The 11,402-nt window shown below is 69.0% G+C and carries 9 protein-coding genes and 1 pseudogene; 2 read left to right on the plus strand and 8 right to left on the minus strand.

The window, feature by feature from the left end; genetic code table 11:
* From LI94_RS17500 to glf, 6 genes are all read right to left on the minus strand, one after another.
* Nucleotides 1-383 (minus strand): alpha/beta hydrolase-fold protein (locus LI94_RS17500; RefSeq protein ID WP_239651262.1); only part of this gene is annotated, 383 nt, incomplete at its 3' end.
* Nucleotides 384-668: 285 nt separating this feature from the next.
* A complete protein-coding gene (zomB, locus tag LI94_RS17505) occupies nucleotides 669-2,690 on the minus strand; it encodes a flagellar motor control protein ZomB (RefSeq protein ID WP_082105803.1) in 2,022 nt (673 codons plus the stop codon).
* The gene (locus tag LI94_RS17510) at nucleotides 2,671-3,594 is read right to left on the minus strand and encodes a decaprenyl-phosphate phosphoribosyltransferase (RefSeq protein ID WP_046301988.1); all 924 of its coding nucleotides are present in this window, start codon (nucleotides 3,592-3,594) and stop codon (nucleotides 2,671-2,673) included. The genes zomB and LI94_RS17510 overlap by 20 nt, the downstream gene beginning before the upstream one ends.
* Nucleotides 3,591-4,172 carry a phosphatase PAP2 family protein gene (locus LI94_RS17515; protein ID WP_239651263.1) on the minus strand — a complete coding sequence of 194 codons (582 nt, stop codon included), beginning with the start codon at nucleotides 4,170-4,172 and terminating at the stop codon, nucleotides 3,591-3,593. Before LI94_RS17515 ends, LI94_RS17510 begins: the two co-directional genes overlap by 4 nt.
* A complete protein-coding gene (locus tag LI94_RS17520) occupies nucleotides 4,169-6,064 on the minus strand; it encodes a glycosyltransferase (RefSeq protein WP_046301989.1) in 1,896 nt (631 codons plus the stop codon). Before LI94_RS17520 ends, LI94_RS17515 begins: the two co-directional genes overlap by 4 nt.
* Nucleotides 6,061-7,263, minus strand: a complete 1,203-nt coding sequence (gene glf / locus LI94_RS17525) for a UDP-galactopyranose mutase (RefSeq protein WP_192830996.1) — start codon at nucleotides 7,261-7,263, stop codon at nucleotides 6,061-6,063. The genes LI94_RS17520 and glf overlap by 4 nt, the downstream gene beginning before the upstream one ends.
* 276 nt (nucleotides 7,264-7,539) lie before the next feature.
* On the opposite strand from glf, the gene LI94_RS17530 reads away from it, so the two are divergent.
* A complete protein-coding gene (locus LI94_RS17530; protein WP_046301990.1) occupies nucleotides 7,540-8,349 on the plus strand; it encodes a hypothetical protein in 810 nt (269 codons plus the stop codon).
* A gap of 169 nt (nucleotides 8,350-8,518) precedes the next feature.
* Nucleotides 8,519-10,252: an N-acetylmuramoyl-L-alanine amidase gene (locus tag LI94_RS17535; RefSeq protein ID WP_024442827.1), complete on the plus strand. Its 1,734-nt coding sequence runs from the start codon at nucleotides 8,519-8,521 to the stop codon at nucleotides 10,250-10,252.
* 60 nt (nucleotides 10,253-10,312) lie between these two features.
* Here LI94_RS17535 and LI94_RS17540 read toward each other — a convergent pair whose 3' ends face one another.
* Both LI94_RS17540 and LI94_RS17545 read right to left on the minus strand, forming a co-directional pair.
* Complete coding sequence (locus LI94_RS17540) at nucleotides 10,313-11,143, minus strand: Cof-type HAD-IIB family hydrolase (RefSeq protein WP_024442826.1); 831 nt, start codon at nucleotides 11,141-11,143, stop codon at nucleotides 10,313-10,315.
* Nucleotides 11,143-11,402 (minus strand): annotated as a pseudogene (locus LI94_RS17545) (1-acyl-sn-glycerol-3-phosphate acyltransferase); the annotation flags it as partial. The pseudogene LI94_RS17545 and the gene LI94_RS17540, both read right to left, overlap by 1 nt.

An 11,402-nucleotide genomic window follows, 5' to 3' on the forward strand; every position in this document is an offset into this window, starting at 1 on the left:
TTGTAGGTGGAGCAGCCCGCCTTGCCGCAAGCCGGCTTGTACCAGTCGCTGTAGAAGCTGGACTGGCCGCCGACCGGCATGATCACCGAAATACCCGAGTTCAGGTACCACTCGAACGCCGGGGTGTTGATGTCCCAGCCGTTGAAGTCGTCCTGGGCCCGCATGCCGTCGAGCAGGTACAGGCCCGGGGAGTCCGAGCCACCGCTCTGGAACTGGACCTTGATGTCGCGGCCCATACTCGCCGAAGGCACCTGCAGGTACTCGACCGGCAGACCGGGCCGGGAGAACGCGCTCGCTTCGGGGGTACCGCCGACGGCACCGACCAGTCCCGCCAACAGGGCCGCGCCACCGGCGACGACCATCAACCTGTCAAGCAACTTCATCCTTGGCATCCTCATTCATTCGTTGCCGTACTTTGCTCATAGCGTGGCCCGACTCGGACCCGATCTGTGCGTACCAACGCGACAGTGCCGGTGTAGTCAACCACAAAATGTCGGAAATCCAAGACTCGGGGTTCACCCATTGGATTCGCCTACTCGCTAAATGCCTGATTCTGTGACGGTCGCGCTCGATCTCGATCAGGGGCATTCGAGCCGGTGGGAACCGGCTCCGCGGATGAACACGCTCAAGCAGCAATGACGTCCGTCACATTTTGGCGGGATCCGCACTCAGGGGAGCTCCGGCGGCATCCCGGTATAGGTCGCTCGGGTCGGTTCGGGCACGGCCAGTCCGCAGCGGATCAGTTCGTCGCGCGGGACCCGCTCGATCCGGTAGCGGGTGAAGCTCGGCGAGTGCAGCACGTTGGACAGGAACCGGCGCGGGCCCATCGGCGCACGCACCGAGCCCAGCACCGCCGCGGTGTCGGGGCAACGCAGGGCCGCCTCGGCCTGGGCGATCCAGTCCTGGTCCAGGTAGCCCGGGATCAGCGGGTACCACTTGACCCACGGGCCGTCGGCCACCACCCAGTCCCGGAACAGGTCCTTGTCGTGGCCGATCCGGCCGTGCTCGAGCCGCTCGGTGTGTGCCGCGATCGGATTGATCAGCCCGATCTGGTCCAGCACCCGCACGTTAAGGCCGGTGTTCATGCCCAGCATGCCCATGTTGGTGAAGAAGACCGTGTGCGGTCCGGTGCCGCCCGGTTCGGGATCGACCGGAACGCCGACGCCCGGGGGTACCGGCAGGATGACCGGCACCACGTCCCACTGGTCGTAGTTGCCCGACGGCAACAGCAACGCCCCGTCGGGAGTGGCGGCGATGGTGGTCAACACCGCGCGCATCCGCGGGTAGCCGAGGTAGTCCGCGGCGGTCAGCGGGTGGGCGTTGCCGGTGGCCTGGGAGTAGAACCGGCGCTCGTCGACGATCCCGGAGTAGGTGACGCGGGTCGCGTCATCACCCATCCCCGGCGAGTTGGCTGCCCACAGCGCCCAGCCGGCCACCGCCAGCCACAGCAGGCCGACGGCTCCGCTGAGCGGCAGGCTTGCTTCGCGCCGATACCGCGCGCCGTCGGGCAGCAGCACCGGAATGACCGCCACCGGGGCCAGCATGCAGAACAGCGGCGCCAGCAGCACCCGCCCGTGCATGAAGTCGCCGCCCTGGCGCACCCAGTAGGCCGCCTGCAGCAGTCCGCTGAACACGAAGAAACACACCACCGCACCCGGGCTCTGCACCAGTCGGGCCCACGGGCCGACGCCGGGCGGCACCGGCCGGCGCGGCCGGTAGCGCACGGCGGCGCCCACCCACAGCGCCGCGCCCAGCGCCACCAGCAGCACGGCGGGCACCCACAGCGCATAAGGCGCGTTGAAGTTGGCCAGGTAGATCATGCCCTGCGACCACTTGTCGCCGGCCGCATCTTTGGCCAGCGCGGTCCCCGGCACCAGCAGGCCGTAGTAGCCCATCCGGAAGATCTGATAGGCCACCGGCAGCGCGCCACCGGCCACCAGGATCAGCGCGCGCGGCCGCCACTGCCGCGCGGTGATCAACAGCATGACGAGCGCACCGCCGCCGATTAGCGCCAGCTCGGGGCGAACCAGCACACTGCAGCCGGCCACGAAAGCCAGGCATGCGGTGAAAAGCGGTCCGCGAGCGCGGGATCGGGGCATCCGCAGCGCCTGCGACCAACAGACCAGCATCCACCACAGCAGGCCCAGGTAGGCCAGCACCAGACCGGCCTCCAGGCCGGAGGTGGCGAAGTCCCGGGCCGGCGGCAGTGCGATGTAGACCAGCGCCCCGGCCGGCAACAGCAGCGCGCGGCGGCCCTGCAGCCCCGGCGCGTAGAGCCGGGCGGTGCCCAGCATCAGCATCGCCACCCCGGCCAGGCTCGCCACCAGCGCGAAGACCAGCGCCACGTACTCCATGCGCACCGGCCCGCCAAGCCAGCTGCCGAGATACATCAGGTACGTCCACGCCGTCGAGGTGTTGGCCTCGACGCGCTCCCCGACGTTGAACACCGGGCCGTTGCCGGCCAGCAGATTGCGCACGGTGCGCAGCACGATCAGGCCGTCGTCGGAGATCCAGCGCCGCCGCCACGCCCCGATGCCGAACATCAGCACTACCAGCGCCACCCCGGCCCATGAGCTCAGCCGCACCGAGGGGCTGTAGGAGACCGCGGGCCAGCCCAGCGGCCGGACCCGGGGGTCCGGCGCTCTGCCGCTCGTGGCCCCCCGGGACGAACTAGCCGAAGGCGACGGCAGCACCGATGGTTCCGATCCAGGCCAGCGCCGCCAGCTGCAGCACCCGATCACGTCGCAGGATGTCCTCGGCTTCGCCGGCCATGCCACCGTCGACATCGACGGCGTAGCGCAGCACCCCGATGACGATCGGAATGATCGACACCGCGAACCACGAGCCGGAACCGCTGTCGCGCTCGAAGGCGTACAGGCTGTAGCAGACCAGCATCGCGGTGGCCGACGCCGTCCAGACGAAACGCAGGTAGGTGCCGGTGTAGTTCTCCAGCGACTTGCGGATCTTGGCCCCGGTCTGTTCGGCCAACTGCTTCTCGGCGTAGCGCTTGCCGGCCACCATGAACAGTGACCCGAACGCCATGACCAATAGGAACCACTGTGACAGCGGGATGCTTGCGGCGACGCCACCGGCGATAGCCCGCAGCAAGTACGCCGACGACACGATGCAGATGTCCAGCACCGCTTGGTGTTTGAGCCCGAAGCAGTACGCCAGCTGCATGGTCAGATAGATGGCCATCACCAGCGCCAGATTCGGCGTCAGCCACCAGGAGATGCCCAGCGAGCCGCTGCCCAGCAGCACCGCCAAGGCGTAGGCCAGCCCGACCGGCAGCACACCGGCCGCGATCGGCCGGAACCGCTTGGTGGGATGCGCCCGGTCGGCTTCCACATCACGGGCATCGTTGACCAGGTAGATCGCCGAGGCCGCCAGGCTGAACGCGACGAACGCGATCAGCGACTTGCGTGCTAGATCGGCGTAGTCATAGTGGATGCCGCCGCCGAGCGCCGCCAGTGGGGCCGCGACCACCAGGACGTTCTTCACCCATTGGCGGGGCCGCATGGCCTTGATCACCCCGGAGAGCAGGTTGGCCGGCGGTCCGAGTTCTGACACTCGATCTTCAGTTTCTGCGCTCATGCCGGGTCTCCAGAGTTGTCCGGGCGGCTCACTCGATCGGTCAGGGCCGCGACCGCGGCGCCGACGGCCACACCGGTGAGCACGTCGCTGGGGTAGTGCACCCCGAGCACCATGCGCGACAGCGCCATCGGTGGCACCAACACCGCGGGCAGGACCCCGCGCCGCAGACCGGCCGCGCGGCCCAGCAGGATGGCCGCCGCTGCGGTGGAGGTGGCGTGCGCCGAGGGGAAGCTCAACCGGCTGGGCGTGGCGACGTTGACCGCGATCGCCGGGTGATGGGGCCGCTCGCGGCGCACGATGCGCTTGATGACGACCGCGGCGGCGTGCGCGGCGAATGTCCCGGCGCCGGCCAGTAGCCAGCTGCGGCGGCGCTGCGGCTGGAGCAGGGCGCCGAGCCCCGCTACCGCCAGCCAGCCCAGGCTGTGCTCGCCGAAGTGCGACATCGTCCGGGCCGCCGGCAGCACACCGGGGCGACCGGTCAGTGCCGACTGCACCGCCACCAGCACGGCGTCCTCGCCGTGCGGGGGTACCGAATCATCCAGGTCCATGCGGTCGGGGGCGCTGCCGAGTTCGGTCATGACGTCGTGGCGCCATCGGGAAGGAGCACCGTCTCCCACTGCTGTTTGCTCGCCAGTGTGGGCAGCGCCCGGCGGTAGGTCCGGCGCAACGCGTCGAACCGCCGTGCCAATTCGTATTGGCGGCGCAATGATTCGCGCAGCAGCGAGAACATCTTCTCCCGGTCGCGTTGCCGGTAGACCACGCCGCGGCCGTCGGCGGTGGTGACAGTGACGCCGTCCTGGGTGCACAGCAGGAACCAGCGGGCGTCCTGGGTGGGCACGTTGAGCTGCGGGCGCCGATGATGCTCGGGCTCGGTGGCCTTGAGGTTGTGCAGGATGCCACGGGCCAGCCGGTAGCCGATGGTCAGCGGCTGCACGGGGGGCCGCATCGGCTTGCGGCGCTGCGAGGGGGCAGGCAGCTCACTGGCCGCCGGCAGCACCACCGCATCGGGATAGGTCTTGCGCAGCGCGTGGATGTCCGGCAGCGCCGACTCCAGGATCGAGAAGATGTGCTCGGGGCCGGCCATGAAGTCGTCCAGCGCCTTGTTCTGCACGGCGACTGTCGAATACTCCAGGCAGGCAAGGTGTTTCAGGGTGGCCTTGAGGTGGCTGCGGATCAGCCCGGAGATGTTGCCGTCCCAGTGCAGGGCCGCCACCATCAGCCGGTTGCGCAGGTGGAAATACGCCTGCCAGTCGATCGCGTCGTCTTTATCGCTCCAGGCCATATGCCAGATGGCCGCACCCGGCAGGGTGACGGTCGGGTAGCCGTGCTCGCCGGCCCGGATCCCGTATTCGGCGTCGTCCCACTTGATGAAGGACGGGATCGGCTGGCCGATCTCCTCGGCAACGGCGCGCGGGATCATGCACATCCACCAGCCGTTGAAGTCGACGTCGATGCGCCGGTGCAGGTCCGGGGACTCGGCCAGCGGGTCGGTGGCGAAGTTGTGGTCGTATTCGGTGTGCGGGGCGTTGGTCCACATGAAAACGCCCGAGTCGACGACCTCACCCATGATGTGCAGGTGCGAGGGCTCCTGCAGGTTGAGCATGTGTCCACCGATGAGGGTGGGCGTCTTGGCGAACCGGTTCAGCGCCAGTGCCCGCAGGATCGAGTCCGGCTCGATGCGGATGTCGTCGTCCATGAACAGGATCTGTTCGCAGCCGGTGTTCTTCAGCGCCTCGTACATGACCCGGCTGTAGCCCCCGGACCCGCCGAGGTTGGGCTGGTCGTGCATCGAAAGCCGGTCTCCCAGGCCGGCGGCGGCCGCGGCGAAGCCCGGGTGGTCGCGAACTTTGCGGTTGCCCTGGTCGGGCACGATGACCGCGCTGATCACCTCGTCGACATCCGGGTCGGAGGTCAGCGCGAGCAGCGCGTTGACGCAGTCGTCGGGCCGGTTGAAGGTCGGGATGCCCACGGCGATGTCGGCCCGGCTGGGCGCCTCGATCGGGGCGTACCAGCCGCCGCGGTCCAGCGTGACCGCGGTGTCGGTGGTGATGTCGAACCAGATCCAGCCGCCGTCCTCGAACGGCTGCAGGCCGATCTCGAATTCCACCACCGTCGGGGTGTCGCTGTTCTCGACCGATCCGAAAGGCTTGCCGTCCACCGCGATACGCGCACCGGTCGCTTTCGAGCGGTAGACGTCGACGCGCCCCGCCCCGGTCAGCTCCAGCTGCAGCACCACCGATTCGACGATCGACCAGCGACGCCAGTAGGACGCCGGGAAGGCGTTGAAGTAAGTGGCGAACGAGACTTCGGACTCCTCGCCGATCTCCAGGCTGGTGCGGGTGAGCGGGTGGGCCCGCCGGCTGTTGGTCTCGGATTCCTCGATGTAGAGCTTGCGCACATCCAGCGGCTCGCCCTGGCGAGGCAGGATGATCCGCGAAAGCCGGCTCACCGCGCGCGAACTGTCGGTCATGCCTTACTGCCCTCCCCCAGCGGCACCCCGTCGGACAGGTGCGGCGCCAGGACGTTGTCGTACATGTTCAGCGCACTGGCGATGGCCATGTGCATGTCCAGATATTGGTAGGTGCCCAGCCGCCCGCCGAAGAGCACCTTCGCGGTGTCCAGTTCGGCCTTGGCGCGTGCCCGGTAGGCCGTCAGCACCGCGCGGTCGGCCTCGGTGTTGATCGGGTAGTAGGGCTCGTCGGCGTCGTCGGCGAACCGCGAGTACTCCCGCATGATCACGGTCTTGTCGGTCGGGTAGTCGCGCTCGGGGTGGAAGTGCCGGAACTCGTGGATACGGGTGAACGGCACGTCGCCGTCGTTGTAGTTCATCACCGGCGTGCCCTGGAAATCGCCGGTGTCGAGCACTTCGAGCTCGAAGTCCAGGGTCCGCCAGCCGAGCTTGCCTTCGGCGTAGTCGAAGTAGCGGTCCAGCGGGCCGGTGTAGACGACCGGGGCGGCGGGGCTGGCTGCCCGGAGTTCGTCGCGGACGTCGAACCAGTCGGTGTCCAGGCGCACCTCAATGCGCTCGTCGGCCGCCATGTTCTCCAGCCACGCGGTGTAGCCGTCGACCGGCAGCCCCTCGTAGGTGTCGTTGAAGTAGCGGTTGTCGAACGTGTAGCGCACCGGCAGCCGGGTGATGTTGGCCGCCGGGAGTTCCTTGGGATCGGTCTGCCACTGCTTGGCCGTGTAGTCCTTGACGAACGCCTCATACAGCGGGCGGCCGATCAGGCTGATCGCCTTCTCCTCGAAATTGGCGGCGTCGATCCCCGATATTTCCGAGGCCTGCTCGGCGATCAGAGCGCGGGCCTCGTCGGGGGAGAAATAGCGGCCGAAGAACTGCGACACCAGGCCCAGCCCCATCGGGAACTGGTAGGCCTGACCGTGGTGCATGGCGAACACCCGGTGTTGGTAGCCGGTGAACTCGGTGAACTGCCGCACGTAGTCCCAGACCCTCTTGTTAGAGGTATGGAACAGGTGGGCGCCGTACTTGTGGACCTCGATACCGGTCTGCGGTTCCGCTTCGGAGTAGGCGTTGCCGCCGATGTGCGGGCGCTTCTCGACGACGAGAACGCGCTTGCCGAGCTGCGTGGCTGCGCGCTCGGCGATGGTCAGGCCGAAGAATCCGGAACCCACGACAAAGAGGTCAAAACGAGCGGTCATCGGCGCCAAGGGTAGCCGACCAGCGCCCGCCCGCCTCGTCGGCGCCCCGCCGCCCCCGCTTGCACCTTGACTATCGCCCGCCGATTCCCGGCCGCTCGGCGATCCGGGGACCTCAGAGCGCCGAGGAAGGGTTGGTAGCGGTTTCCTCACGATTCGATCTCGTCACTCTTTTCACACGAGTCACACGCGTACCGTCGGTCACGTAGGACAGATGCAAGTGCAGTGAGCGCCACGACGGCCCCGCGCAATGCGGCCCCGACGGCAAAACATATTGAGGAGACTTCCGTGCCGAACCGACGTCGACGCAGGCTCTCGACAACCATGAGCGCAGTCGCCGCCCTGGCGGTCGCGAGTCCGTTCGCAGTTGTCGCAGTATCCGAGCTGGCCGCCCGCAACAGCGCGCCCCAGCACCATGACTTCGTCGCGGCGTCGTCCGTGGCCGACCTGCCCGGTGAGCTGATCACCGCCCTCACCCAGGGCCTGTCCCAGTTCGGGGTGAACCTCCCGCCGGTGCCCGGTTTCACCAACGGAACCGCCTCGACCGGGATGTACCCCGGCCTGACCTCGCCGGGTCTGGGCACACCGGGCCTCACCGACCCGTCCCTGGGCGCGCCGGGCCTCACCTCGCCCGGGCTGGGCACACCGGGTCTCACCGACCCGTCGCTGACCACGCCGTCGCTGTCGACGCCGCCGCTGGGCACGCCGGGCGTGTCCACCACATCCGGCCTGACCACGCCCGGCCTGACCACGCCGCCGCTGACCGATTCCGGCTTGACCAGCCCGGGATTGACCAGCCCCGGCCTGACCAGCCCGGACACCGGCCTGCTCGGGTCCGACGGTCTGCCGCTGACGTCGCCGGTGGGCCTGGACCCCGGCCTCGACGGCACCTACCCGATCCTCGGTGACCCGTCCCTGGGTATGCCGGAGACCAGCAGCGGTAGCGGTGGTCTGGTCAGCGACCTGATGAGCGCTGCCAACCAGTTGGGCGCCGGACAGGCCATCGACCTGCTCAAGGGTGTGGTGATCCCGTCCATCGCACAGGCCGCACAGGGCGCCGGACCGGCAGTCGCCGCCCCGGCCCCGCCGCTGCCGTAACCAGACACACAGCGGAGCTGTTCCGCCCAACGGCACCGCAGAGTCAGCCCGCACCCGGCGGGCACCGGAAGACTCTGCGGTGCCGTTAACAATTGCCCAGGAGCCGGCCGTTGTCGGTGGACGCGTGTCGCATCACCAACAACACAAGACACATACGTAACATCAGCACGTGCCAACCCGTCGTCGTCCCGCGCCGACGATCAAGCTGACCGCGTCTCTCGCGACCGTGCTGATCCTGCCGTGGGCACTGAATTCCGGGTCGGACTTCAAGCCGGTCGACGCCGCCAAGCGGCCCCCCAGCGCCGCCGCGACCAAGCTGAACCAGCAACCGCTGCCAAATCTGGAGCCGGGCGTCACCGTCCGCGAGATCACCCAGGACGAACCGTTCACCATGGTCGCGCTCACCGGCGCCGACCTGAGCGGCACCTCGGCACGGATTCGCGCCAAGCGCGCCGACGGGACCTGGGGGCCCTGGTATGCGACCGCGCACGAGACCAAGCAGGAGACACCGGGTCCACGGCCGGCCGATGCGCCCGCTCCCGGACCGGACGGGACCGAGCCGGTATTCGTCGGCCGGACCACGGCAGTACAGATCGCGGTGACCCGATCCGCACCGAACACCCCCGGCGATCCGGCTCGACCCACGGCCGGGGCCAACAGGCCGGCCACGACGAAGGACCCCGCCAAGTCCGGGCCGGCCCCCAAGAAGTCCACCCCGGGCGATCTCGGTTATGTACCGGCCACCGCCGCACAACCCTTCGCCCAGAACGTCTCCGCGGTGCTGATCACGCCGCCCAAAGCCCCGGCCGACGCACAGTGGCAGCCGCCCAAGGCGGTGCTGGGGCCAGGCCAGCCCCCCAACATCATTCCGCGCAGCCACTGGGGCGTGGGCGCCTACGGCCGGTGCGGCAAGCCCGTGGAGAGCGGCCCGGTGCACGCGGCCGTGGTGCACCACACCGCAGGCTCCAACGACTACTCCCCCGAAGACTCCGCGGAGATCATCCGGGCGATCTACGCCTATCACACCCGCACCCTGGGCTGGTGCGACATCGGCTACAACGCGCTGGTGGACAAGTACGGCCAGGTTTTCGAGGGCCGGGCCGGCGGCCTGACCCGGGGCATCATGGGCAGCCACGCGGGCGGGTTCAACAACAACACCTGGGGGGTGTCCATGATCGGCACCTTCGACGACGCGCCTCCCCCGCAGATCCAACTCGAGACAGTCGGCCGGTTGTTGGGCTGGCGGCTGGGTCTGGACCGCACCGATCCGCGCGGTATCACGCAGCTGGTCTCCGCCGGCGGCTCGTTCACCCATTTTCCGCGCGGTTCGTCGCTGACACTGCCCTCGATCATCGGCCACCGCGACCTGGATGCGACCGAGTGCCCCGGTGAGCAGGGCTACGCCGCACTCAACGAGATCCGGGAGATCGCCTCCCGGTTCAACGAACCGCCCGGGCCGGAAGATCTCGCCCGGGTGATGGAGGGCGGCGCCATCCACACCCGCTGGATGGAACTGGGCGGTGCCGAGGGCATCCTCGGCGCCCCGACGTCGCCGGAGGCGATCGGCGAGGGTTCCACCAAGTACGCCACCTTCGAGCACGGCGCGGTGTACTGGTCGCCGGAGACCGGCGCGCAGCCGATCACCGGGGCCATCTACGACGCCTGGGCTTCGCTGGGTTACGAGCGTGGCGTGCTCGGGTTGCCGACCAGCGCCGAGCTCGCCGAACCGGAATGGGTGGGGCAGAACTTCCAGCACGGCACCCTGAACTACAACCGGGCCAGTGCGACGGTCATCAGGGTCGTCGACGGCAACGCCGAGGAGCTGCCCCCGCCGCCCCCGGAGGGTCCGCCGGTGCAGCTCGAGCGCTTCTCCCGGGTGATCGACCCGTTCGGAGTCAGCTAACCGGCGTCGTGATGCGGCGCGGGCGGGAAGGTGCGAGAGGACTGCGCCACCGGCGCAGCGTCAACGCAGGTAGATCCGCTCCAGGACCCGCGCCAGGCCGTCATCGGTGTTGGGCGCGGTGATCTCGGCGGCCGCCGCCAGCACGTCGGGATGGGCGTTGCCCATCGCCACGCCGTGCCCCGCACGCACCAACATCGGCAAGTCGTTGGGCATGTCCCCGAACGCCACCACCTGCTCGATCCCGATCCCCAGCGGCGCGATCAGCTCCTCGATACCGCTGGCCTTGGTGATGCCCGCCGGCACCACCTCGATCAGCCCGTGATTGGTGGAGTAGGTGAGTTCGGCGGCCGTTCCGACATGCGCCTGCAGCTGCTCGGCCATGGCGGCGCTGGACATCCCCGCCTTGCGAATCAGCAGTTTGATCGCCGGCTGCGACAACAGGTCATCCAACGACACCTCGGTGTTGTCCGGGTTGAGCCAGGCGTGTTCGTAACCCGGCGAGCTGACGAACTGCGGGGTCGCCGCGTCGTGTGCGCTCTCGCCGATCCGCTCCACGGCCAGACCCGCCCCCGGGAGGGCGCGGCCGACGACCTCGGCCAGCTTGACCAGACTGTCGGCCGAGAGCGTGCGAGCCGAGACCACCCGGTCGGTGGCTGGGTCGTAGAGCACCGCCCCGTTGGCGCACACCGCCATCGGGGCGAACCCGAGCGCGTCGACCACCGGCGCGATCCACCTCGGCGGGCGTCCGGTCGCCAGTACGAAGCGGGCGCCGGAGTCCACCGCTGCGTGCACCGCATCACGCGTACGCGCGGTGATGTTCTCGGTGTCGTCGAGCAGGGTGCCGTCAACGTCGCTGGCGATCAGCGCGGGCGGTCCGCCGTGGAGCTGCATCAGCGCGAACTCCGCCCGGCCGGTGTCCAGCGCCGCGGTCCGCGGTGGGCCTGCTCGGCCCGTTTGCGATCACGCTCGGCCAACTCGGCTGCCCGCATCTCCAACGCTTCGGCCAGGGTGGGCGCGCTGCCGCCCAGCCGGCGCGGCACCCAGTGCGCCCCCGCCGGATGCGGATACTCCAGTTGCGCCTCTTCGAGCATCGCCGCCATCGTGTTCCTCAGCTCAGCGGCTGTCTCTTATACACATCTGACGCTGCCGA

It is taken from the genome of Mycobacterium sp. UM_Kg27 (assembly GCF_000972905.1).
In the GTDB taxonomy this organism is placed as follows: domain Bacteria; phylum Actinomycetota; class Actinomycetes; order Mycobacteriales; family Mycobacteriaceae; genus Mycobacterium.

What these genes read in the sequence shown, in the direction of transcription:
- LI94_RS17510 (WP_046301988.1), bottom strand. Translation starts at nt 3,594, where the DNA reads ATGAGCGCAGAAACTGAAGATCGAGTGTCAGAACTCGGACCGCCGGCC.
- LI94_RS17515 (WP_239651263.1), bottom strand. Translation starts at nt 4,172, where the DNA reads ATGACCGAACTCGGCAGCGCCCCCGACCGCATGGACCTGGATGATTCG.
- LI94_RS17520 (WP_046301989.1), bottom strand. Translation starts at nt 6,064, where the DNA reads ATGACCGACAGTTCGCGCGCGGTGAGCCGGCTTTCGCGGATCATCCTG.
- LI94_RS17540 (WP_024442826.1), bottom strand. Translation starts at nt 11,143, where the DNA reads ATGCAGCTCCACGGCGGACCGCCCGCGCTGATCGCCAGCGACGTTGAC.